The sequence below is a fragment of the Embleya sp. NPDC008237 genome (genome assembly GCF_042956465.1).
GTDB lineage: Bacteria > Actinomycetota > Actinomycetes > Streptomycetales > Streptomycetaceae > Embleya.
Map to the genome: position 1 here is coordinate 452,504 of NZ_JBIBGL010000002.1, position 22,262 is coordinate 474,765.

Annotated in this window: 19 protein-coding genes; 12 read left to right on the forward strand and 7 right to left on the reverse strand. The window is 73.0% G+C overall.

The window, feature by feature from the left end; genetic code table 11:
* Positions 1-267 precede the first annotated feature (267 nt).
* The 6 genes from ACFZBU_RS05125 to ACFZBU_RS05150 all read left to right on the forward strand — a co-directional run bounded on the left by ACFZBU_RS05125 (position 268) and on the right by ACFZBU_RS05150 (position 9,090).
* A complete protein-coding gene (locus tag ACFZBU_RS05125; protein ID WP_391582098.1) occupies positions 268-1,518 on the forward strand; it encodes a sensor histidine kinase in 1,251 nt (416 codons plus the stop codon).
* Positions 1,515-2,147 carry a response regulator gene (locus ACFZBU_RS05130; protein WP_391582099.1) on the forward strand — a complete coding sequence of 211 codons (633 nt, stop codon included), beginning with the start codon at positions 1,515-1,517 and terminating at the stop codon, positions 2,145-2,147. The genes ACFZBU_RS05125 and ACFZBU_RS05130 overlap by 4 nt, the downstream gene beginning before the upstream one ends.
* A gap of 105 nt (positions 2,148-2,252) precedes the next feature.
* A complete protein-coding gene (locus ACFZBU_RS05135) occupies positions 2,253-3,158 on the forward strand; it encodes an SDR family NAD(P)-dependent oxidoreductase (RefSeq protein WP_391582100.1) in 906 nt (301 codons plus the stop codon).
* Positions 3,155-4,171, forward strand: coding sequence for a TIGR03617 family F420-dependent LLM class oxidoreductase (locus ACFZBU_RS05140; RefSeq protein WP_391582101.1), 1,017 nt, complete (start codon positions 3,155-3,157; stop codon positions 4,169-4,171). Before ACFZBU_RS05135 ends, ACFZBU_RS05140 begins: the two co-directional genes overlap by 4 nt.
* Positions 4,172-4,975: 804 nt before the next feature.
* Positions 4,976-6,547: a putative Ig domain-containing protein gene (locus ACFZBU_RS05145; RefSeq protein ID WP_391582102.1), complete on the forward strand. Its 1,572-nt coding sequence runs from the start codon at positions 4,976-4,978 to the stop codon at positions 6,545-6,547.
* A gap of 314 nt (positions 6,548-6,861) precedes the next feature.
* A complete protein-coding gene (locus ACFZBU_RS05150; RefSeq protein WP_391582103.1) occupies positions 6,862-9,090 on the forward strand; it encodes a HelD family protein in 2,229 nt (742 codons plus the stop codon).
* Positions 9,091-9,270: 180 nt separating this feature from the next.
* Here the strand turns inward: ACFZBU_RS05150 and ACFZBU_RS05155 are convergent, their stop codons facing one another.
* The 3 genes from ACFZBU_RS05155 to ACFZBU_RS05165 form a co-directional block, all read right to left on the reverse strand.
* Positions 9,271-10,206, reverse strand: coding sequence for an alpha/beta fold hydrolase (locus tag ACFZBU_RS05155; RefSeq protein ID WP_391582104.1), 936 nt, complete (start codon positions 10,204-10,206; stop codon positions 9,271-9,273).
* A 32-nt stretch (positions 10,207-10,238) separates the two neighbouring features.
* Complete coding sequence (locus tag ACFZBU_RS05160; RefSeq protein ID WP_391582105.1) at positions 10,239-11,162, reverse strand: SDR family NAD(P)-dependent oxidoreductase; 924 nt, start codon at positions 11,160-11,162, stop codon at positions 10,239-10,241.
* Positions 11,163-11,286: 124 nt separating this feature from the next.
* Positions 11,287-12,771 carry a flavin-containing monooxygenase gene (locus ACFZBU_RS05165; protein ID WP_391582106.1) on the reverse strand — a complete coding sequence of 495 codons (1,485 nt, stop codon included), beginning with the start codon at positions 12,769-12,771 and terminating at the stop codon, positions 11,287-11,289.
* Between the two features lie 237 nt (positions 12,772-13,008).
* On the opposite strand from ACFZBU_RS05165, the gene ACFZBU_RS05170 reads away from it, so the two are divergent.
* Together ACFZBU_RS05170 and ACFZBU_RS05175 are read left to right on the forward strand one after the other, a co-directional pair.
* The gene (locus tag ACFZBU_RS05170) at positions 13,009-13,332 is read left to right on the forward strand and encodes a UBP-type zinc finger domain-containing protein (RefSeq protein ID WP_391582107.1); all 324 of its coding nucleotides are present in this window, start codon (positions 13,009-13,011) and stop codon (positions 13,330-13,332) included.
* Between the two features lie 106 nt (positions 13,333-13,438).
* A complete protein-coding gene (locus ACFZBU_RS05175; RefSeq protein WP_391582108.1) occupies positions 13,439-14,428 on the forward strand; it encodes a sigma-70 family RNA polymerase sigma factor in 990 nt (329 codons plus the stop codon).
* On the opposite strand, the gene ACFZBU_RS05180 is transcribed toward ACFZBU_RS05175, so the two are convergent.
* Positions 14,339-14,758 carry an STAS domain-containing protein gene (locus ACFZBU_RS05180; RefSeq protein WP_391582109.1) on the reverse strand — a complete coding sequence of 140 codons (420 nt, stop codon included), beginning with the start codon at positions 14,756-14,758 and terminating at the stop codon, positions 14,339-14,341. The genes ACFZBU_RS05175 and ACFZBU_RS05180 overlap by 90 nt on opposite strands.
* A gap of 187 nt (positions 14,759-14,945) precedes the next feature.
* Between ACFZBU_RS05180 and ACFZBU_RS05185 the strand changes: the two genes are divergently transcribed.
* Positions 14,946-15,761, forward strand: coding sequence for an SAM-dependent methyltransferase (locus tag ACFZBU_RS05185; protein WP_391582110.1), 816 nt, complete (start codon positions 14,946-14,948; stop codon positions 15,759-15,761).
* 68 nt (positions 15,762-15,829) lie between these two features.
* Here ACFZBU_RS05185 and ACFZBU_RS05190 read toward each other — a convergent pair whose 3' ends face one another.
* Positions 15,830-16,336, reverse strand: coding sequence for a hypothetical protein (locus tag ACFZBU_RS05190; protein ID WP_391582111.1), 507 nt, complete (start codon positions 16,334-16,336; stop codon positions 15,830-15,832).
* Between the two features lie 200 nt (positions 16,337-16,536).
* Positions 16,537-17,910 (reverse strand): CoA transferase, encoded by a 1,374-nt coding sequence (locus ACFZBU_RS05195; protein WP_391582112.1) that lies wholly within the window; start codon positions 17,908-17,910, stop codon positions 16,537-16,539.
* 199 nt (positions 17,911-18,109) lie between these two features.
* Here ACFZBU_RS05195 and ACFZBU_RS05200 point away from each other — a divergent pair, with 199 nt between their 5' ends.
* Complete coding sequence (locus ACFZBU_RS05200; RefSeq protein WP_391582113.1) at positions 18,110-18,466, forward strand: hypothetical protein; 357 nt, start codon at positions 18,110-18,112, stop codon at positions 18,464-18,466.
* Positions 18,467-18,480: 14 nt separating this feature from the next.
* On the opposite strand, the gene ACFZBU_RS05205 is transcribed toward ACFZBU_RS05200, so the two are convergent.
* Positions 18,481-19,287, reverse strand: a complete 807-nt coding sequence (locus ACFZBU_RS05205) for an enoyl-CoA hydratase/isomerase family protein (protein WP_391582114.1) — start codon at positions 19,285-19,287, stop codon at positions 18,481-18,483.
* An 88-nt stretch (positions 19,288-19,375) separates the two neighbouring features.
* Between ACFZBU_RS05205 and ACFZBU_RS05210 the strand changes: the two genes are divergently transcribed.
* Both ACFZBU_RS05210 and ACFZBU_RS05215 read left to right on the forward strand, forming a co-directional pair.
* Positions 19,376-19,840 carry a DUF4442 domain-containing protein gene (locus ACFZBU_RS05210; protein WP_391582115.1) on the forward strand — a complete coding sequence of 155 codons (465 nt, stop codon included), beginning with the start codon at positions 19,376-19,378 and terminating at the stop codon, positions 19,838-19,840.
* Between the two features lie 131 nt (positions 19,841-19,971).
* Positions 19,972-22,233, forward strand: a complete 2,262-nt coding sequence (locus ACFZBU_RS05215; RefSeq protein WP_391582116.1) for a hypothetical protein — start codon at positions 19,972-19,974, stop codon at positions 22,231-22,233.
* Positions 22,234-22,262: the final 29 nt, after the last annotated feature.

A 22,262-nucleotide genomic window follows, 5' to 3' on the forward strand; every position in this document is an offset into this window, starting at 1 on the left:
TGTACCTCTTTCACGTTCCTGCGTCGTTCCCGGGCATTGCCCCGATGCCTCCACACTCCCGTCGATCCGCCCGCCGGCCATCGGCAGAGTCGCCGGTTCCGGCGCGCCGGTCGGGCGGTGCGAAGATCAACCGATCGGCCGATCCGGACCCGGGCGAGCCGGTCCACGGTGGAGGGGATCGTCGATCCGCGCGCGTCGCGCGTGATCGAGCCGAGCGGGACAGGGAACAGGTACGTCGTGCCCCGACAGCGAACAGAGCCATGGCCGGTGCGGCACGCCGGGCTGGTGATCCACGCGGGTTTCCTGCTGCTGCTCGCCGCGTCGCTCGGCCGATACACGGTCCGGCACGGCACCGACGGCCGGGCTCCGTGGGTGCTCGCGCTCGCGCTGCTGCTCGCCGTGCTCTACCTGGCCGGCCTGACCCTGCCCGAGGACCCCTCGTCCGCCCGAGCGGCCTGGCTGACCGCGGTGCTCGCCACCTGGCTGGCGCTGGTCACCGTCGCGCCGAGCTTCGCGTGGTGCGCGGTGCCGCTGCTCTACACCGGGCTGCGGGTGTTGTCGACCCGGGCGGCGATCGGCACGGTGGTGCTGCTCACCGGCGCCGTGGTGATCGCCCAGTACCGACTCGCCGACACCATCGACCCCAGCCTGTTCCTCGGCCCGCCCGCCGTGGCCGCGATCGCCACCGCCGTGTTCACCCGGATGCGCAGCGACGAGCGACGGCTGCGCGAGACCGTCGACGAATTGGCGGTCAGCGAGCGCCGAGCGGGCGTGCTGGCCGAGCGGGAGCGGTTGTCCCGGGAGATCCACGACACCATCGCGCAGGGCACCTCCAGCCTGCGGATGTTGCTCCAGGCCGCGGACCGCAGTTGGGACACCGACCCCGCCGCCGCTCGCGCGCACGTACACCGAGCGGAACAGGTGGCGGCGCTCGGCGTCGAGGAGATCCGCCGGTTCGTCCGCGACCTGGCACCCGCCGAACTCGCCGACGACCCCGGCCTCGCGGGCGGCCTGGCCCGGGTCGTCGAGCGGTTCCGAAGCGAGGACGGGCCGAGCGTCACCCTCGCCGTGGACGGCCGGATCCGCGCACTGGCCGAACCGGTGCAGGCCGCACTCACCCGGACCGCCCAGGGCGCGCTGGCCAACGTGCGCGAACACGCCCGGGCCCGGACCGTGCACGTGAGTCTCACCTACCTGCCGGATCGGGTGGCGCTGGACATCCGCGACGACGGCGTCGGCTTCGACCCGGGCCTGACCCGCGTGGGCGACCTGCGCGGCTACGGCCTTCCGTCGCTGCGCCGCCGGTTGGCCGAGCTGGGCGGCGAACTCACCGTCGAGAGCGCCCCCGGCGAGGGCACGGCCCTGGCCGCCACCGTCCCCGACGCGGCCGACGCGCCGCCGGCCGACCCAGCCCGCGCCGACCCGTCCTACGCCGACCCGTCCCACGCCGCCGCGCCGCAGGCCGCGGACGGCGCTGCCGAGCCCACCCCCCGTCCGACCCCGGGAGCCCCGTCGTGAACCCGATTCGCCTGATCGTGTGCGACGACCACGCCGTGGTCCGGGCCGGCCTGCTCGCGCTGTTCGCCGGCGAGGCGGGCATCGAGGTGGTGGGCGAGGCGGCGAGCGGGGAGGAGGCGGTTCGGCTGGCCGCCGCGCTGCGCCCCGACGTGGTGCTGATGGATCTGCAACTGGTCGGCGGGATCGACGGCGTCGAGGCCACCCGGCGCCTGCTCGCGCTGCCCGAGCCGCCGCACGTGCTGGTGCTGACCATGTACGACACGGACGCGGACGTCTCCCGTGCGATCGAGGCGGGTGCGGCCGGCTATCTGCTCAAGGCGGGCAGCCCCGAGGACCTGTTCCGCGCGGTACACGACGCCGCGGCGGGCCGGACCGTACTGGCCCCCGAGGTGGCCGCGCGCCTGTTCACGCGGATGCGCAAGCCGGACAGCACGCTCACCGCCCGCGAGGTGGAGATCCTGCACCTGCTCGCGCGCGGGGTCGGCAACGCGGAGATCGCCCGGGAACTGTTCATCTCGCAGGCCACGGTGAAGACCCACCTGGGCCACATCTACGCGAAGCTCGGCGTGGACACCCGGACCGCCGCGGTGAGCGTGGCCACCGAGCGGCGCCTGATCCGGCTGACCTGACGACCCCTCGACTCGGCGTCCGGAGCGCACCCGCGGTCTTGCAAACCCGTCGACCGCGCCGCATAGTGCTCGACACAGTCAAGCATCTATCCGGCGGAGTGTGCCATGCCATTCGGACCCGACACCACCACCGACGACGTCCTGGCGGGCCTGGACCCGACCGGCCGCACCATCGTGATCACCGGCGGCACCTCCGGCCTGGGGCGGGAGAGCGCGCGGGCGCTGGCGGCGGCGGGTGCGCACGTGGTGCTGACCGCGCGGGACGCGGACAAGGGCCGGGCGGCGGTCGCGGAGCTGCCCGCGACGGTGGAGTACGTCGTCCTGGACCTCACCTCGCTCGCCTCGATCCGCGCCGGCGCCGCCGAACTGCGCGAGCGCTTCCCGAAGGTGGACGTGCTCCTCAACAACGCGGGAGTGATGGCGACCCCGTTCGCCCGCACCGCGGACGGCTTCGAGCTGCAATTCGGCACCAATCACCTGGGCCACTTCCTGTGGACCAACCTGCTGGTGCCCACCCTCGGTCCGGGCGCGCGGGTGGTCAACCTCAGCTCCGCCGGGCATGTCGCGTCCGGGATCCGCTGGGCCGACCCCAACTACGAGAGCGCGCCGCAGGACTACCACCCCTGGCAGGCGTACGGCGCGTCCAAGACCGCCAACATCCTGTTCACCGTCGAACTGGATCGCCGGCTGCGCGGGCGCGGCGTACGGTCCCTGGCGGTGCACCCGGGCATGGTGGCGACCAACCTCGGTCGGCATATGACCCGCGACGCCGGGCGCGACCTGCAGAAGAAGGTCACCGCCGCGAACATGCCGCCGCTCAAGCAGGTCGCGAACGGTGCGGCGACCCAGGTCTGGGCGGCGGTCGGGAGCGAACTCGCGGACGTCGGCGGCGTCTACCTCGCGGACTGCGCGATCACCACCGAGCACGCGCCGTGGGCCCTGGACGAGGCGGACGCCGCGCGGTTGTGGACGCTGTCCGAGGGTCTGGTCGGCGAAGACTTCCCCTGGTGAGGGTCTACACCGGGATGGATCCGCGGCTGCCGCTGCGCGAGGTGGCGGCGCACGCGCGCCGGGCCGAGGCGGCCGGGTTCGACGGGCTGCACGTGGCCGAGACGGTGCACGACGCGTTCGCGGTCGCGCTGCTCGCCCTCGAACACACCGAGCGGATCGTGGTGCGCACGTCGGTCGCGCTGGCGTTCGTGCGCTCGCCGCTGCTGACCGCGTACGGCGCGTGGGACCTGGCCCGGTTCTCCGGCGGGCGCTTCCAACTCGGCCTGGGCAGCCAGGTGCGGCAGAACATCGAGGACCGGTACGGAATGCCGTGGTCGCCGCCGGTGGCCCGGATGCGCGACTACGTGGGCGCGGTGCGGGCCGCCTTCGAGGCGTTCCGGACCGGCGAACCGCCCGGGTACGAGGGACCGCATCACCGACTCACCCGGATGCAGCCGTACTTCAACCCCGGCCCGGATCCGGACACCGCCGCCCCGCGGATCCTGCTCGGCGGGGTCGGCCGGGCGATGTGCACGCTCGCCGGCGAACTCGCCGACGGCCTGGTCACCCATCCCACCAACTCCGGCCCGCGCTGGCTGGAGACCGTCGCCCGTCCCGCGGTGGCCGAGGGCCGGGCCCGTGCGGCGGTTCCGCGCGCGTTCGAACTGGTCGCCGGCACCCAACTGATCGCCGGCCCGGACCGGGCCCGGCTTGCCGCGGAACGCGAGCGGCAGCGACGGCTGTTCGCGTTCCTGTACTCGACGCCCGCGTATCGCGGCACGCTCGACCTGTACGGATGGGGCGAACTCCAGGACCGGTTGCAGCAGATGATCCGCCGGGACGACTGGTCCGAGTTGGCTCGGCACGTCACCGACGAGGTGCTGGACACGCTGGTGCCGATGGCGCCGTACGAGGAGTTGCCCGCGCTGATCCGGGCGCGCTGGGGCGGCCTGGTGGATGCGGTCACCGTGCCGCTGCCGGCCGATCCGGCGCACGATGCGCGGATCCGGGACGTGGTGCTCGCGCTGCGCTGAACCGGGCCCGCCGGCCGGGGGATCGGTGTCGGGAGCGGGCGACGGGCCCGCGAGCGGGGGGAATGCCCGCGGGCCCGCCTTCCTCGGCGGCGCACTGGGGGGAGGTGCACGCCGCCGGCTGCCCCGCCGGTACCGTCCCGGGCCCGGCGGGAGCTTGAGGCCACGATGCCGCGTCGGTACCCCTTCGCGCCGGAGGATCGCCATATCCGATCCCCATGGGTCGTCGAACACAGTCCACCTCCCGGGGATTGGCTCTTTATGGGCAGGCCAGTCGGGCGAATAATGGGAACTGGCCTGGTCGTTGTGCAGGCCGATTCCATCGTGCCGCCGGGAGTGTGTCGTGAACGCGTATGTCGCCTGGTCCCTGGTCCTGTTCATCGCGGGCACCGCCCTGCTCGGCCCCCGCTTCGGCGCCGACACGCGCGACGGCGCGGATTGGTCCGCGCCGCGGGAACGGACCGGGATGCCGGCCGTCCACCGGCCCGACCCACTGCCGGTCGGTGAATCGGCGCCGACCGGCGCATCGGCGTCGGTGCGGGCCCCGGCGGTGCCGGCAATATCTGACGGATGGTCAGCTTTGCCGGGTCCCGCTCGTACGGGCGGCCCGGCCCAGCGAAATCCATCGGGTGATCTTCTCGTCGGGGGCACTCCCGGTCGCTCCCTGTGAGCGCTAGCATCCGCGCTGAGGAGCTGCCGGAAAAACCGTGCGCGCGGAATCCGCCGACCCCGTGAATCGGGGACCGCGGTGGGCCGTCCGGTGCCGTCCGGTATCGACAGCCGCAGCCCACCCGGGGGTCCGTCTCCATGCACAGCGCCATCCGCCGTCGTATCCGCCCCGGAGCACTGGGGGCGGGGCTGCTCGCGACGATGTGCGCCCTCGCCGCGCTCGCGCCCGCGGCGGTCGCCGGTGCCGGCCGGCCCGAGGCCGTCCGGGCCCGACCCGCCGCGCCGACCGCCCCGGGCGGCACGACCCAGGTGCAGACGGCGGTCACCGGCAACGGCGACCACCGGGTGACCGTGCCGGTCGGCGCCACCGCGATGACGGTGACCGTGTACGGCAAGGCGGCCGGCACCGTTCCCGGCTCGTCGGTGGCCGGCTCGGCCGCGATCGCCGCGGCAGGTCCGGTCCGGTCCGGCGCGACCCTGGTGGTCGGGATCACCGACAGCGGCACCACGCTGTCCTCGGCGACGGCCCCGCTGCCCTGGTTGTTCGCCCCCGCCGCCGGCGGCATCGGCGCGTACGCCGACCCGATCGTCTTCCCCGGCGCGCAGACCTCGGCCACCGGCGGGGTCGGCGACGGCCACGCACTGCTGTCCTTCACGGTGCCCGCCGCCCAGGTCGGCGATCTGCTCCCGGCCGTCGACTTCGGCACGTCCCCGGTCGGCCAGAAGGCCACCCGCAACCTGCCGATCACCGTCACGGCCGACGTGCCGTTCATGATCGCCTCCGCGAAGGTCGACGGCCCGTTCGCGATCGACGCCGGCGGCACCACGTGCGCGTCCGGCCCGGACACCAACGTGCCCGGCGGCTCCGCGTGCTCCTTCGCGATCACGTTCACCCCGACCAAGCGGGGCTCGGCCGCCGGCACGCTCACGCTGACCGGCAACATCCCCGGCGGCAGCCGTACGGTCACGCTGTCCGGAGTGGGCAGCGGCAAGCCGGGCGCGCCCGGCGGCCTGGCCGCCACCGCCGGACAGGGCCAGGCGGTGTTGTCCTGGATGCCGCCGGCGGACACCGGCGACAGCCCGATCACCGGCTACCGGATCCTGCGCTCGACCAACGGCGAACCCAAGTCGGCATCGCCGCTCGCCACCCTGGGCGCGGACACCCTGACCTACGCCGACCAGAGCCTGGACAACGGCACCACCTACTCGTACGCGATCACCGCGCTCAACGCGGTCGGCGAATCCGACCCGTCCGCACCCGTCGACGTGCTGCCCTCGGCCGCACTGGTGCTGCCCGCCGCGGTACTGCCGCACGCCACCGTCGGACAGCCCTACACCGCCAAACTCGCCGCCCAGGGCGGCACCGCCCCCTACCACTGGGTCGCCGACGACCCGCTGCCGCCGGGACTGACCCTGGACCCGGACAGCGGTGTGATCACCGGCACTCCCACCGCCCCCGGCGAGACCGGATTCGGGATCACCGTCTCGGACAACGCGCCGACCCGGCACGAGGCCAAGGCCCGCTTCGGGATCACCGTGACGGCCCCGGCCGCGGCGTCCGCCGGGTCCGCCCAGGCCGCGCTCGCGCCCGGCAGCACCGGCGGGGACGGCGGGTCGAACGTGAGCACCTGGCTGTGGGGGATACTCGGACTCCTGGGCCTGATCGGGGTCGTCGTGGCGGTGCGCCTGCTGCGCGCCAGGCAGGGCTGAGCAGGACCCGAGCCGGGCCCGCGCGGCGTCCGAGCGGCGGCCGGGCACCGGCCCGCCGACGAGACCCCGGAGCCGACCTCGCCCCGGCCGGGATCGGCCCGCCGGGCCCGCCCGATCGGCTCCGCCGGGCCCGGGCGTCGCGAAGACCGCGGCGGGTCCCGAATACTGTGTCCCTCGGGGGAGCACCCCCGACCCCAGCCGCAACCCCCGTGAGCGGATCGGCCCGCGGGGGACAGCGCCGGCGACGCCATACGATCGTCGGCGCCTCGTCCATCGTGGGCGCAGACCTGTGTCACGTCACAAGGAGCATCACTATGCCCGCGCCGGCAGGCGACCCCCAGGCCAAGGAACGCGAGCTCGCCGCGGAACAGGTCCATGTCGATCGCTCCTACACGCGCCTGGAACACATGCGCGACGAAGCCCAGGCGCTGCTCCAACAGGGCTACCGGCAGGCGCAGGTCGGCACGCGCGCGGCGCTGGTCGAGCGGGACGTCATGGTCTACCGCGCCGAACTGTGGGCCCGCTCGCTCGACGCCGCCGACGACGGCCTCGTCTTCGGCCGCCTCGACCAGCTCGACGACGAGGTCCGCCACATCGGTCGGATCGGCATCCGCGACGAGGACAGCGAGGTGCTCGTCGTCGACTGGCGCGCACCCGCCGCGGAGGCCTTCTACCGGGCCACCCCGGACGACCCGCGCGGCGTGGTCCGCCGCCGGGTGCTGCACTGCCGGGGCCGCTCGGTGGTCGACATCGAGGACGACCTGCTCGACCCGGACGCCGCCGGCGACATGGTCATCGTCGGCGACGGCGCCTTCCTGGCCGCGCTCTCGCGCACCAGGGACGGCTCGATGCACGACATCGTGGCGACCATCCAACGCGAGCAGGACGAGGCCATCCGGGCCCCGATCGACCGCTCGGTGATCGTGCGCGGCGGCCCGGGTACCGGAAAGACCGCCGTCGCGCTGCACCGCGTGGCGTACCTGATGTTCCAACACCGCCGCCGCTTCGGCTCCCGCGGCGTCCTCGTGGTCGGTCCCAACCCGCGCTTCACCGCCTACATCGAACGGGTGCTGCCCTCGCTCGGCGAGGGCGGCGCGGTGCTGCGCTCGCTGGGCGACATGGTCGAGGGCGTCGAGGCGGCGTATCACGACGACGCGGCGGCGGCCAAGCTCAAGGGTGCCGCCGCGATGACCCACCTGCTTCGCCGCGCGGTGGCCGACGTGCCGGCCGGCGCGCCGACCGAGTTCGCGATCTCGCACCGGGGCACCCGGATCGTGCTCGACCACAAGGCGCTGCGCCGGATCCGTCGCGAGGTGCTGGCCAAGAACCGCGGCGGCCCCAACACCGCCCGGCTCCAGGTGGCCCGCCAACTGCTCACCGAACTGTGGGGCCGACTGCTCTCCCGCGGCGCCGGGCGCGGCGAGAAGGACGCGTTCCACGAGGACGTGGCCGCGCGCGACGAGTTCGCCGCGTTCCTGCGCGCGTGGTGGCCGCTCCAGCGGCCCGTGGACGTGCTCGCCGCGCTGGCCGACCCGGAGCGCTTGCGCCGCTACGAACGCGACCTGACGCCCGCGCAGGTGTCGGTGCTGGCGAACTCGTGGGCGCGCACCGCGCGCACCGGCGAGGTCTCCTTCCACGACGTGGCGCTGATGGACGAGCTGACCGGCCTGCTCGGGCCGATCCCGCGCAAGCGCACGGTGGCCTACGGCAACCCGGACGAGGACAACCCGTACGTGGTGGACGGTCGGGACATCTTCAGCGGCGAGACGGTGGGTCGGGACGTCCCGGACGAGATCACCGAGGTGACCACCTACGCGGACCGGATGGCCGGCGGGCGCGGCGCCCGCAGGCCGCGCGACGAGGACGAGGACGAGCCGGTCGAGTACGCGCACATCGTCATCGACGAGGCGCAGGACCTGACGCCGATGCAGTGGCGCATGCTCGGCCGCCGCGGCATGCACGCGACCTGGACCATCGTCGAGGATCCCGCGCAGAGCGCGTGGGAGGACCCGAGCGCATCGGCGGCCGCGATGGCCGAGGCGTTGCGCGAGCGGGGCCGGTACGAGTTCGAGTTGACCACCAACTACCGCAACCCGGTGGAGGTGGCCGACGTCGCCGCGCGGGTGCTGGTGCGGGCGGTGCCCGGGGCCCGGCCGGCCCGGGCGGTGCGCAGCGGCGGCGAGCCGCCGACCGTGCACGCCACGGCGGGGGAGCGGACCGGCCCGGTGGTGCGCAAGCTGGTGCGCGAGCTGCTGGAGACCGTGGAGGGCACCATCGGCGTGGTCACCCCGGTCGGTGCGACCGAGGAGCTGGCGGCCGAGCTGGCGGGCCTGGATCCGCGGGTGCAGCCGATGGACGCGCTGGACGCCAAGGGCCTGGAGTTCGACGTGGCGGTGATCGTCGACCCGCGCGGGATCGTCGAACAGTCGCCGAACGGCATGCGCACGCTCTACGTGGCGCTGACCCGGGCCACCCGGCTGCTGGCCGTGGTCACGGCGGATCCGGACTGGACCGCCGAGCTGCTGGGAATCGAACCGCGCTGACGGCCCCGGGGACCGATGGGCGTTCGTCGTCGAATGCCCACCGGTCCCCGGGACGGCGGTCGCCATCGAGCGCCGGACGGGTCGGCGACCGTCCTCGACCGCCGGGCGGGATCGGCGCCGGTTCGCGAACGCCGGCCGGGGCCGACCCCGGGTCGTCCGGCGTTCGCGGCGGGACGCGCCTTACGCGGCCACCCTCGCGCAGAGTGTGCGCAGCGGTTCGGTCACGCTGTCCGGGCGTTCGGTGAAGACCATGTGCCCGCACTCGGGCTCGACGTGCAGCGTGGCCCCGGGCAGCTCGGCGGCCAGCGCCCGGCTGTGCGCGAGCGGGGTGAGCCGGTCGTGCGCGCCCACCACGATGTGCACCGGCACGTCCGCGAGCGCGGTCAGCGCGCCGGCCTTGTCGTGCCCGGCCAGCGCGGGGAAGAACCCGCACACCGTCGTCATCGGCGTGGCGAACAACATCTGCGCGCAGGCGTGCACCACCGTCGGGTCGGCCGTCGGGCCGAACAGGCTGCGCCGCACGATCCGCAGGTGACCGGGCCGGTTCGGGCCGGGCAGCAGGGTGCGCCCCCGGGTCACCAGGCGCGGGTGGCGTCGGCCGAACGCGAAGAACCGGATCTGCGCCGCCGACCTGAGCCGCACCGCCGCAGGCAGCCCGCGTCCGGTCGGCACCAGATCGCCCGCCGAGGTACCGACCAAGACCACTCCCGCCACCCGGGAACCGAACAGCTCGGGCCGGGCCGCGGCCAACGCCATGATCGTCATGCCGCCCATGGAGTGTCCGCACAGCAGCACCGGGCCGCTGGGCGCGACCGCGTCGATCACGTCGGCGAGGTCGTCGCCCAGCAGGTCGATCGTCCACGGCGCGGCCCGCCCGGCGGTGGATCGCCCGTGTCCGCGGTGGTCGTAGCTGACCGTCCGCACACCCGCCGCCACCAGCGCCTCGACCTGGGTCCGCCAGATGTCGCCGTGCAGGGTCCAGCCGTGCGCGAAGACGACGGTGACCGCCGCGTCCGGCGGCCCCGATACGTTCACCCGCAGTGCCGCACCGTCGCCGGTGCGGACCGTGACGTCGTCGCGTACGAGTGCCCCGGTGCCCCTGATGTCCGCCGTCATGTTCGCCTCCCGCTCACGCCCTCACCTCATTTCTACCCGCCGGTAACGGGGTCTGAATACTCGTCCGCCGGCAAAACCGGCACCGCGGCGGGTGACTGCGCGGGCACGCTGCTCCGGGCGGGCACCAGGGTGGTGGGGCCCGTTCGCCTGGACACCACGCGCACCACCGGCTCGAATATCGATCCGAGCAGGCGGGAGCCGACGTCGATCGCGGTCGCGTCCGCGCCGACGAACACCCGGGCCCGGCCGCGGCGCACACCGCGCAGGATGATCCGGGCCGCGCGCTGCGCCGAGGTGTGCGACGCCGCGTCGTGCAGGGCCACCACCTCGTCCTTGTCGTGTCCGGCGGCGGCCCGCGAGTTGCGCACGATGTTCGTCTTGATCCCGCCGGGGTGCACGGTGGTCACCCCGACTCCGGAGCCGGAGAGCCGCATCTCCTGGCGCACCGACTCGGTGAAGCCGCGCACCGCGTACTTGGCGGCGCAATACGCGCTCTGCGAGGGCACGCCGAACAAACCGAACACCGACGAGATGTTGACCAGATGCCCCTGGGGCGAGCGGCGCAGGTGTGGCAGGAATGCCTTGGTGCCGTAGGCGACGCCCCAGAAGTTGATCCCGATCAGCCACTCGAAGTCGTCCCAGGACATCTCCTCGACGTCCGCGGTCAGGGCCACGCCTGCGTTGTTGACCACCAGGTCGACCCCGCCGAACCGGTCGGCGGTGGCGTCCGCCCAGGTGTGTACGGCCGCGCGGTCGGCGACGTCGAGCACCGTGCAGTGGACCTGTGCCGCGCCCAGCCTCGCGACCTGCGCCCTCGTCTCCTCCAGCCCCACCGCGTCCACGTCGGCGAGCGCCAGCCGCGCTCCGTGCGCGGCCAGTTCGTACGCGAGGGCCCGCCCGATGCCCGATCCCGCGCCGGTGACGACGCACACCCGACCTGTGAATTCCCGGATCACACGCACTCCCTGTCCGTACCGCCCGAACCCCGGCAACCGCCGGCTCCGCTCGCCCCGCACGCAGAACCGCATGCATCTCATCAGATTTCGACGGTCAGATAAGTCTGACAATCGGATAACTGGCCTAGGCGACCCGGTCCCACCGCCGGGCCCGATGACCCGCCGGCGAGAACCGTCGGCTCATCCGCCGGAACCGGGTCAGCGAACCCGGCCACAGCGCGGTGACCCGGCCGTTGCGCTCGTCCATGTACCAACTCGTGCACCCGCCGGTGGTCCACACCGTGCGGCCCATGCGCTCGTCCAACCACGCGTTGTAGGCGTCCTGCTCCTCGGGCAGCACCTCGACGTCGGCGATGCCCTGATCGTGCATCTGCCGGATGGCGTCCACCGCGTAGCGCACCTGTGCCTCGATCACCACGGTCATCGACGAGTGCCCCAGCCCGGTGCCCGGACCGATCACCAGGAACAGATTCGGGAAGCCGGCCACCATCGCCCCCCGGTGGGCCGCCATCCCGTCGCGCCACACCTCGCTCAGCGTGCGTCCGTCGCGCCCGGTGACCATGCCTGCGATCGGCGGCCTGGTGGCCTCGAATCCGGTGCCGAAGACGATCGTGTCCGCCTTGTGCTCGATCCCGTCCGCGGTGAGCAATCCGCCCGGGCGCACCGCGCTGATCGCGGACGTCACCACCTCGACGTTGGGCCTGGTCAGCGCCGGATAGTAGTCGTTCGACAACAGCACCCGTTTGCAGCCGAACCGATAGTCCGGGGTCAGCCGGGCGCGCAGCCGCGGATCCGCGACCTGCTTGCGCAGGTGCGCCAGGCACTGCCTCGTGGCCAGTGCGGTGACGAGGTCGCTCGGCCCCAGGAATGCGCCGAGAGTGGCCTCGCGCTGCCAGTACAAGCCCTGGCGCACCACCTGCTGCGCCGCCGGCAGCCGCCGGTAGAGCCGCCGCTGCCAGCCGGGCAGCGGTCGGTCGCGGCGTGGCATGATCCACGGCGGGGTGCGCTGGTACACGTCCAGCCGGCTCGCCCGCGGCTGGATCCGCGGAACGAACTGGACCGAGGAGGCACCGGTGCCCACCACCGCGACATGCCTGCCGGTCAGGTCGTGCTCGTGGTCCCAGCGGGCGGAGTGGAACACGTGCCCGCCGAAGTCCTCCAGACCGGGCAGCGCGGGCAGCGCCGGCTCGGTGAGCGGGCCGGCCCCGGCGATCACCACGTCGGCCGTGTAGGTGCCTGCGCCGGTGGTCAGTCGCCAGCGCGCCCGCTCGTGCTCCCACCGGGCGGCGGTCACCTCGTGGCCCAGCCGCAGGTGCGGCGACAGGCCGAACTCGCGCGCGCAGCGGCGCAGATACGCCTGGATCTCCGCGCCCGGCGAGAACGCGTGCGTCCAGGCCGGGTTCGGTGCGTAGGAGAAGCAGTACAGGTTGGACGGCACGTCGCAGGCCGCGCCCGGATACGTGTTGTCCCGCCAGGTGCCGCCGACGTCGTGGGCGCGCTCCAGGATGACGAAGTCCTCGATGCCGGCGTGGTGTCGAAGCCGATGGCCGGCGGCCAGGCCGGAGAAGCCCGCTCCGATCACGGCCACTCGAACGTGCGTCGTGTCCACTGCGGCCTCCGTACCGGGTAGGGGCGCTGCATCTGGAGGCTACTGACAAGTAGCCTCGGCGCGGAAGAGTGGAGCGCGGTCCTTCGCCCATCGTTGCCGCTGCCTCGTGGCGCCGCCCGCCGGCCGCCGTCGGGCGGTCGATCGGGCACGCGTACGGCCCCGCGTGGTAGGGAAGGGGAGATCGATCGGGCCCGCGGGATCGCAGGTGCCCGTGGCGCTGTGGTGAGGAGTACGACGATGGCCGGGATTCGTTACCAGGTGGTCCAGGACGGTGCCGGGCGACCCACGGACGGGCCCTGCGAGCACCTGGGCACGCTGCCCGAGACGGTGGTTCCGGGCTCGACGAAGGGCTGCGAGGACTGTCTGCGCGACGGTACGCAGTGGGTGCACCTGCGGGAGTGCCTCACGTGCGGTCACATCGGCTGTTGCGACAGCTCGCCGAACCGGCACGCGACCGCGCATTGGCACGCCGCGGGCCATCCGCTGGTGTGCTCGTTCGAGCCCGGCGAGGACTGGGCGTGGTGCTATGCGGACGAGTTGGTCGCGGTGCCGGTGGACTGACCTCCCGGTGCGAGCGCGGCGGCGGACCGATGCCGAGGCGTGTGTCGGTGCGGCTGCCTAGACTCTGGAGCGTGGTCGACACAGCCGAAACCGGTGGGAGTACCCGATGAGTGATCTCGTGGCGACGGACGGCGCCGATGTCGTGGAGGTGCACTTCGAGCCGTTTCGGGTGGAGCTCACCGGCTACTGCTACCGGATGCTGGGCTCGGTCTTCGAGGCGGAGGACGCGGTCCAGGACACCATGGTGCGGGCCTGGAAGAGCTTCGAGCGATTCGAGGGCCGCTCCTCGGTCCGCTCCTGGCTGTACCGGATCGCCACCAACGTGTGTCTGGACAGCCTCAACGGGCGCGAGCGCCGGGCCCGACCGATGGACCTCTCCTCGCCCGTGTCCGCCTCCTCGGCGCTGACCCCCGCACTGCCCGAGGCCACCTGGATCGAGCCGATCCCGGACGGCCGGGTCGTGCCGAGCGTGGCCGACCCGGCCGAGTTGGCGGTCGCGCGCGAGAGTGTGCGGCTCGCCTTCGTCGCCGCGCTCCAGCACCTGCCGCCCCGGCAGCGCGCCGTGCTGATCCTGCGCGAGGTGCTGGCCTGGAAGGCGAGCGAGGTGGCCGAGCTGCTCGGCAGCACGGTGGCGTCGGTGAACAGCGCGCTCCAGCGGGCCCGGGCCGCGCTCGCGGAGAACGAGGTCGCCGCGACCGACCCGGTGCGGCCGCTGGACGAGGAGCAGCAGTCGCTGCTCGCCCGCTACGTGGACGCGTTCGAGCGCTACGACCTCGACTCGCTCACCGCCCTGCTGCGCGAGGACGCGACCCTGTCGATGCCGCCGTACGAGCTGTGGCTGCGCGGGCACGAGGACATTCGGGCGTGGTTCCTGGGCACCGGCATCGGCTGCCGGGGCTCGCGGCTGGTCCCGATCGTGGCGAACGGCACGCCGGGCTTCGGGCAGTACCGCCCCAGCGGTCCCGGCGGCAGCTTCGAGCCGTGGGCGCTCCAGGTGATCGAGATGTCACAGGGGCAGATCATCGGCCTCAACGCGTTCCTCGACGTCCCGCATCTGTTCCCACTGTTCGGCCTCCCGGCGACACTCGACGCCTAGCGGACCCGAGCGCAGCGGACCCGGGCCGGTCGGGACGATTTCGTCCAGGCCGGTCAGGGTCAGCAGGTCGCGCAACTCGCCGCTCGCGCCGTGCAGTCGGATCCGCCGGTCGAGGCCGCGGGCGGTGAGTTGGAGTCGGGCCAGCGCCTCGATCGCGGCCAGGTCCGGGTGGGTCAGCGCGCTCACGTCGCACAGGAACGGGTCGGCCGCATCGCCGTGCAGCAGTTCGAGCAGGCGGGCGCACAGGCCCGGGACGTCCGCACGGACGAGGGGCGCGTACACGATCAGTGCGCCGGTGGGCGGGGTGGGTTCTTCGGGCGGATCGACCATCGACGACCTCCTGTGACGACGCTGTACCCGGTTATGACCGTTGTGGCGGGCAAAACTCATCACCCGGGTTCGCCCGGAGGTCGCCGAGGATTCCCGGCGGGGGTGCAAAGCGTGGCAAGTCCCTTGTGGAACGGGTTGTTTGGCGTGTCGTAGGCTGGCGCCGTACCGACTTCGAGGGGATGACACGTTGTCCGAGCAGGACTGGGCACCCACCGGGATCGACGTCAGTCGTCCCCACCCCGCCCGTGTGTACGACTACCACATCGGCGGCAAGACCAACTATCCGGTCGACCGCGAGCTGGCGGAACGGTTCATCGCGGTCGCCCCGCAGACCTCGGTCACCGCGCTGGACAACCGGGCCTTCCTCGGACGCGCCGTGCGGTACGCGGCGGAGCAGGGCATCGACCAGTTCCTCGACATCGGGACCGGGATCCCGGCGCCCGGCAACACGCACGAAGTCGCCCAGGAGATCATTCCGTCGGCCCGGGTGGCCTACGTGGACAACGACCCGATCGTGCTCGCGCACGCCCGTGCGTTGATGCCCGCCACCGATCGCGGCCGGACCAGCTTCACCATGGGTGACGTGCGCGAGCCGGAGAAGATCCTGGCCGCGCCCGAGGTGCGCGAGGTGATCGACTTCGAGCGTCCGGTGGCGCTGTTGCTGGTGGCGATCCTGCACTACGTCTCGGCCGCCGAGGACCCGGCGGGTGTGGTGAACCGGTTGCTGGCCGCGGTGCCTTCGGGCAGCCTGCTGATCGCCTCGCACACCACGTCGGACTTCCTGCCGCCGATCGCCGCGGAGCAGGTCCTGGAGATCAACGCCGACGCCGAGTTCATGCTGCCGCGCCCGCACGCCGAGATCGCGTCCTTCCTGACCGGCGTGGAACTGGTCGAACCCGGGCTGGTCCAGGCGCCGTTGTGGCGTCCGGAGGAGGGCGCGGACCTGTCGCCCGAGCGACTGGCGCAGTCGTGGATCTACACCGCGGTCGGCCGCAAGGTCTGAACCCGAGCACGGTGCGGGACCGGCGTGCGTCCACCGGATCGGTGGGCGTACGCCGGTCCCGACGCGCTTTACGGCAGGGCGCCTTCGACCGCCGCGACCAGCGCGCGCATCAGTGGCGTCTCGTCGATCCAGGCGACCGCGTCGCCGCGCCTGCGGGGTTCGGCGTCGGCGCGGATCGCGGACGCGTTGCGCTGGAGCCAGGCGGCCGCGTTCGCGCAGTGGTAGGGATGCATGTCGGCGATCTCCAGCACCTCGCCGCCCGCGGTGGTCCAGGTCAGTTCCTCGCGCAGCAGCCGCGCCCAGGCGCCCTTGCGGTGCGCGCCGCGGGCGATCAGCGCCTGTCGGCCGGCCCTGGTGATGCCCATGTTCCGTCCGCGCAGCGGAACTTCGGCGCCGAGTCGGACCAGTCGCCCGCGCTGGAGGGTGGCCAGGGTGCGCACCGAGATGCCGGGCGCGCCGGGCCGCACGCCGTCGGGGTGGGTGCGCACGGTCTTGGTGTCGATCCGGGTCAGGGCCCGGCGCACGGTCGCGGGTTTCACGGGGGTCAGCCGGATCATGGTGTTGACAGTGGACATCGAGGGATCCTCCTCTGCGTCGAGCCGCGGCGGGTCGGCCGCGGTGGCGCTCAACCCATGCGTCAAGCATCCCATCCGGCACTGACATCGGGGCCCGTGCGACCTGCGCATTCGTCCGATCAAGTCCGGTGATCTGCACGGGAGTTGACGGTGGGTCACGAGGTTCGTGGGAGGCGGCCGACACGTCCTGGCCCGGCGGTTCAGGCGGTGCGCCACACCGGTTCGTCGGAGCCCCAGGGGGTGGGCGGACGGGCCCATGCGGCGGGCAGGCCGGGCAGTTCGAACGGCGGCAGTGCGTGGGTGAGCGAGCCCACCGCCGTCTCGGTCGTGGCCAGGTACGGGGCCGGGTCGTACGGTTGCGCGATCTCGGGTTCGCCGGGCGCGTGGGCGCCGATCAACCAGTGGGCGGTACGGGCCAGCGCGAGGTCGATCCTGCTGCCGCGCCGGTCGTCCAGGCGCAGCGTCAGGGCGCGCAGGACGGCCGCCGCGAGCAGGTATCCGGTGGCCCGGTCCAGTGCCTGGGTCGGCAGCGCCCCCGGCTCCGGTCGCTCGCCCGCCTCGATCCGGGCGATGCCGCAGGCGCCCTGGACCAGGCTGTCGAAGCCGCGCCGGTTCACCCACGGCCCGGGGCCCCACGCGTTGAATGCGGCGGTGATCAGCCCCGGGTGCCGGGCGGCGAGCGTGTCCTGGTCCAGGCCGAGCGCGGCCATCGCGTCGGTGCGGTATCCGGTGATCAACACATCGGCCCCGGCGAGCAGTTCGTCGAAACGGGCCCGATCGGTGCGGTCGCGCAGGTCGAGCAGGGTGGAGCGTTTGCCGAACGCGTTGTCCCAGTACTCGCCGGGGTTCTCCGGCAGGTGGGGCGGGTCCACCCGGAGTACGTCGGCGCCCAGATGGGCGAGGGTTCGGGTGCCGGTGGGGCCGGCGAGTACTCGGGTCAGGTCCAGGATCCGGACGCCGGCGGCGGGCGCGGGGTCGGCTGTGGGGGACCACGGTTCGCCGGCGGCGGTGCGGGTCAGCTCCAGGAGTGGCGCGGCGGCGATCGAGGCGCCCTGCGGGTGTGCGGCCCATGCGGCCGGTTCGCGCACGGCGAAGCCCAACGCGCCGTGGACCGCGAGTAGTTCCTCGATTTCGGTGCCGGTGAGCCGGGTCAGTGCGTCGACCGCGGCGTCCACCGAGTCCACGCCGAGTGCGGCGAACGCCGCGGCGCGGTGGTGCGGGTAGTTGCCGTGCAGGCGCACCCAGCCGTCGGCGCTGCGGTGGAAGCGGGAGAGCGGGTGCATGGACACCAACGGCTCGCCGGCCAGGCGCAGATGCCGGTCGCTGCCGATGGCGACGGCTGCGGCGCGGCTGTCCAGGACCGGCGGTGTGGGGAAGGACGCGCCGCGGGCCGCGCCGAGTTCGCGCGCGGCGAGTACGACGGCGCCGATCGAGGCCTGGGCGAGCGCGGTCACCGGCAGCGCGGAGGAGAGCGTGTGGTCGGGGCCGGCGAGGGTGATGTGCGCGCGGTCGGCGGGGTTGCCGCCGAGGGCGCGCCAGGCCTGGTCGAGGAGTTGCGCGGGGGTGGTACGCATCGAAGCCTCACAGTTCCGGGAACTCCGCAGCCTGGTGGACTGCCTGTTCGAGGCGTCCCGGAGGCAAACTAGCGGGTCGTCGGTGCCCGAGTGTGCCCGTGTCCGCACTGTGGGCGTCCGGGCAAACGATTGGTCACTCGTTTGTGTAGGGGTTGTGCGGTTTGCCCCGTCGGGCCGGGTCGTGTTCGAGACTGGGGCCATGAGGCGCATCTGGGGCGAGGACGGCGGGTCGGGGCTCGGGTCCCACGACGCGCTCCTGAAGGACTCCCGGCTGAGCGTGCCCGCGCGGGGCCTCGCGGTGTATCTGCTGTTGTTGCCGGACGGAGCCCGTCCGGATCCGCAGGTGTTGGGCGCCCGTCCGGGGGAGAGCGCCGCGTCGATCGCGGCCTACCTGGACGAGTTGGCGGCGGCGGGCTACCTGACCCGCATTCCGGGTCGGGACGCGCACGGGAACGCGATCGAGGAGGTCCGGCTCGCGGCGAATCCGGGCGAGCACGCGGCCGCGGCCGGGCGGGCGTTCCGTTGGGCGAGACCCGGGCCTGCGGTGGGCGACTGAGCGTCGTTCGCGGGCTACATGTCCTGCCAGGTCGGGGTCCGGCGCTCGCGGAAGGCCGCGGCGGCCTCGGTCATGTTGCCGGTGAAGGTGCCGAGCACCTGGGTGCGGTTCTCCAGTTCGAGTTGTTGGCGCAGCGAGGTCGCGCCGATGCCGGACCACAGGCCCTTCTTGGTCATCCACACGCCGTACTCGCTGTTGGCGGCGATGTCCCGGGCCAGGTCCAGCGCGGCGCCCAGGTGTTCGCCGGCCGGCACGCGTGCGTTGAGCAGGCCGTAGGCGTCGGCTTCGGCGGCGTCGAAGTGCCGCCCGGTGAGCATCAGTTCGGCTGCGCGGGTGGGGCCGACCAGGCGCGGCAGCAGGTAGCTGGTGCCCACGTCGGCGGAGGACAGGCCGACCTTGATGAACACGGAGCCGAAGCGGGTGCTCTCGTCCGCGACCCGCAGGTCGCAGGCCAGGGCCAGGGCAAGACCGCCGCCGACGGCGGCGCCGTGTACGGCGGCGATCACCGGCTTCTCGCATTCGTGCACGGCCAGGATCAGTTCGGACAGGTGCTCCTGCGAGCGGTAGACGTGCCCGACCGGGCCGCGGCCCTCGGCGTCGGGGGCGTGGTCCGGGTCGCCGGAGAGGTCGGCGCCGGAGCAGAACCCGCGGCCCTCGCCGGTCAGCACGATCGCGCGCAGCCCGCGTTCGCGGTGCAGGCCGGCGAAGGCCGCCTTCAGGTCGCTCACCATGGTCGCGGAGAGGGCGTTGAGCCGGTCCGGTCGATCCAGGCGCACGATCGCGACGCGGGATTCGGGACGTTCGATGCGCACGTATTTCATGTGACTCAGTCAAGCATATTCACCGGGTGAAGGAAATGCCCGCGAGGCGCCGCGTCCGATGAAGTTACCTGCCGGTAGCATCACTTCCATGACTGAATCGACGACCGACTTCGATGCCGTCGCCGAGGGCCTGCGCGCCTCGGTGCCCTTCGTGCGCACGCTCGGCCTGGAGTTCGTGGAACTCGCCGCCGACCGCGCCGTGCTGCGGCTGCCGGACGAGCCCGCGCACCACAACCACATCGGCGGTCCGCACGCCGGTGCCATGTTCACCCTCGCCGAGTCCGCCTCCGGGGCGATCGTGATCGCGGCGTTCGGCGATCAGCTCGCCCGCGCGACGCCGCTCGCGGTGGACGCCGCGATCCGATACCTCAAGGTCGCGCACGGCCCCGTGCTGGCCGAGGCCCGCCTGGGCCGCCCCGCCGCCGAGGTGGTGGCCGAACTCGACGCGGGCAAGCGCCCGGAATTCGTGGTCGCGATCACAATTCGGGACGAAGCGGGCACGATCACCGCGGAGATGACCGTCACCTGGACGCTGCGCCCCAATCGCGGCTGAGAGGCGCACACTGGCGCGGTTACCGGTGGACGTTTCCCGTCACGGCGCCAGGGCAGGCAAGCGCCCGTGCCGGTCGGGAACGTCCCGATCATGGTTTGTTCGGGTTGGTGATGGTTTCCTATTCTGCTCGGATGACCGGGCCGATCGTGGTGGGCAAGGTGTCCCGCCGACTCAGGGTCCACGAGGCGTGGCGACGGTGGCGCCGCGTGTTGCGGGCCCTGACGACCGCTCTCGTGGTGTTGTCCATCACCGTGGTCACCGGACTCGGGGTCGCGCGGGCCACCGTGCTCTCCGGCGACTGGTACGACGGTGTGCTCGAACGCGAGCACGCCTACGACCGGCTCTACGACGAGGTGCTGGTCGACCCGCGCCTGGCCGGGGTCACCAACGACCTGCTGGGCCGGCTGCCGATACCGCCCAACCAGGTCACCGCCAACCTGCGCCTGGTGCTGCCGCCGTCCACGCTGCGCGGGATGGTGCGCGAGCAGGTCGGGCACACCGTCGGCTACCTGCGCGGCGACGAGCGCGAACTGCGACTGACCGTCGACCTCAAGCCGGTGATCAACAACCTGGGCAAGGTCGCCGACGTGTTCGTCGGCGACCTCACCGGCGACGTGCCCCGGGTGACCGAGGACAACGCGCCGGCGCTGGTGGACGGGGTCTCCAAGGCGCTGGACGCGCTCGCGCAGGGCCGTCCGCCCGAGGCGCTGCCGGCGCTGAACCTGGACCCGGCCGCGGCTCCCGAGGTGGCCGACCTGATCCTGGCCCGGCTGCCGGTGGAGGCGCGTGAGCCGATCCGCGGCCAGGTGGTCGCCTCGCTGCGCGCCGACGACCTCGGCGGGGTGCTGGTGGCGATCGTTCCGGTGATCTTCGGCGAGAAGGTGCGTCAGGCGCAGCTGGGCCTGACCGGGCTCTCGGGCGGCGGCACCTGGGACCTGACCCTGGATCTGCGGGCGAGTCAGGCCGACCGGGACACCAGACTGAAGCTGGGTCAGCTCGAACAACTGCGCGCGATGACGGTGTTCGGCCTGGGCCGGCTGCTCACCGTGGCGAGCGTGACCGCGCTGCTGGGCCTGGTGGTGCTGTGGCGGACCGGGTCGGCGCGCGGCGCGGCCCGGTTGCGGCTGCCCGCGCTGGCCCTGGCGGGCGGCGGGCTGCTCGCCGGGGTGGGCTGCCTGGTCGCGTGGGGTCTGCTGCCGCACGTGGTCTCGGAGCACCGGGAGGGCTGGGCGCCCTCGGTGGTCCGGCTGACCGGCGACCTCCAGGAGGCCGCGGCGCGCGACATCGTCGGGGTCTGGCTGGCCGCGGCGGCGGTGCCGCTGGTCTTCGGCGGGGTCACCTTCGGCGCGGTCGCGCTGTGGGACAAGCACAAGCACCGGCGGGCCGCGCCGGTGCGGCACACCACCCGGCGAGTGCTCACCTCCGGCGCCGCGGTGGTCGCGGCCGGCGCGATCGCGCTGACCATCTTCGTCCCGGTGCCCACCTCCGGATCCGGCTCCGACGCCAAGCGCTGCAACGGGATGACCGAGCTGTGCAACCGGCGCTACGACCAGGTCGCCTACCTGGCCACGCACAACTCGATGTCCTCCACCGCGGCCCGTTTCCTCAGCCCGCTCCAGGACGCGGACATCGTCACCCAGTTGGACGCCGGTGTGCGCGGCCTGCTGGTGGACTCGTACACGTGGGAGGCACCCGAGGAGGTGGCCGGTCGGCTCGCCGAGTCGGACCTGGATCCCGAGTCGCGCAAGATCGTCGCCGGGGTGGTCAACGACGTCGCACCGGCCCGACCCGGGCTGTGGTTGTGCCACTCGGTGTGCCGGGGCGGTGCGCTGCCGATGGTGGAGACGCTGCGCGCGGTGGGCCAGTGGATGGACCGCAACCCGCACGAGGTGGTCACCATGATCGTGCAGGACGCGATCACCGCGCAGCAGACCGAATGGGCGTTTCGCGAGGCGGGCCTGGAGCGACTGCTGTTCACGCCGGCGGCCGATCCGAACGAGCCGTGGCCCACGCTCGGCTCGATGGTCGAGAAGAACCGTCGCCTGGTGGTCTTCGCCGAGCGCGCCGACGGACCGCTCCCGTGGTACCGCAACTTCTACAAGTACGGGATGGAGACGCCGTACGCCTTCGCGAGCCCGGCCGAGATGACCTGTGCGCCCAATCGCGGCGACGTGGACAAGCGGCTGTTCCTGATGAACAACTTCGTCACCTCCACCGGCGGCAGCCGACTCGACGCCGGACAGGTCAACTCGCGGCCGTTCCTGCTGGATCGGGCCCGTCGGTGCGAACGCGAACGCGGCGCACAGGTGAACTTCGTCGCGGTCGACTTCGCCACCATCGGCGACGCCAAGGGTGCCGTGGACGTGTTGAACATCACCCGGAAAACCCGCTGATGAGCCGTCAATTTATCGACAGAAATGGA

Bases quoted from the DNA above. Each gene is read 5' to 3' on its own strand.
- ACFZBU_RS05135 (WP_391582100.1), top strand. From the start codon at position 2,253: ATGCCATTCGGACCCGACACCACCACCGACGACGTCCTGGCGGGCCTG.
- ACFZBU_RS05145 (WP_391582102.1), top strand. From the start codon at position 4,976: ATGCACAGCGCCATCCGCCGTCGTATCCGCCCCGGAGCACTGGGGGCG.
- ACFZBU_RS05150 (WP_391582103.1), top strand. From the start codon at position 6,862: ATGCCCGCGCCGGCAGGCGACCCCCAGGCCAAGGAACGCGAGCTCGCC.
- ACFZBU_RS05155 (WP_391582104.1), bottom strand. From the start codon at position 10,206: ATGACGGCGGACATCAGGGGCACCGGGGCACTCGTACGCGACGACGTC.
- ACFZBU_RS05170 (WP_391582107.1), top strand. From the start codon at position 13,009: ATGGCCGGGATTCGTTACCAGGTGGTCCAGGACGGTGCCGGGCGACCC.
- ACFZBU_RS05175 (WP_391582108.1), top strand. From the start codon at position 13,439: ATGAGTGATCTCGTGGCGACGGACGGCGCCGATGTCGTGGAGGTGCAC.
- ACFZBU_RS05180 (WP_391582109.1), bottom strand. From the start codon at position 14,758: ATGGTCGATCCGCCCGAAGAACCCACCCCGCCCACCGGCGCACTGATC.
- ACFZBU_RS05190 (WP_391582111.1), bottom strand. From the start codon at position 16,336: ATGTCCACTGTCAACACCATGATCCGGCTGACCCCCGTGAAACCCGCG.
- ACFZBU_RS05195 (WP_391582112.1), bottom strand. From the start codon at position 17,910: ATGCGTACCACCCCCGCGCAACTCCTCGACCAGGCCTGGCGCGCCCTC.
- ACFZBU_RS05200 (WP_391582113.1), top strand. From the start codon at position 18,110: ATGAGGCGCATCTGGGGCGAGGACGGCGGGTCGGGGCTCGGGTCCCAC.
- ACFZBU_RS05205 (WP_391582114.1), bottom strand. From the start codon at position 19,287: ATGAAATACGTGCGCATCGAACGTCCCGAATCCCGCGTCGCGATCGTG.
- ACFZBU_RS05210 (WP_391582115.1), top strand. From the start codon at position 19,376: ATGACTGAATCGACGACCGACTTCGATGCCGTCGCCGAGGGCCTGCGC.
- ACFZBU_RS05215 (WP_391582116.1), top strand. From the start codon at position 19,972: ATGACCGGGCCGATCGTGGTGGGCAAGGTGTCCCGCCGACTCAGGGTC.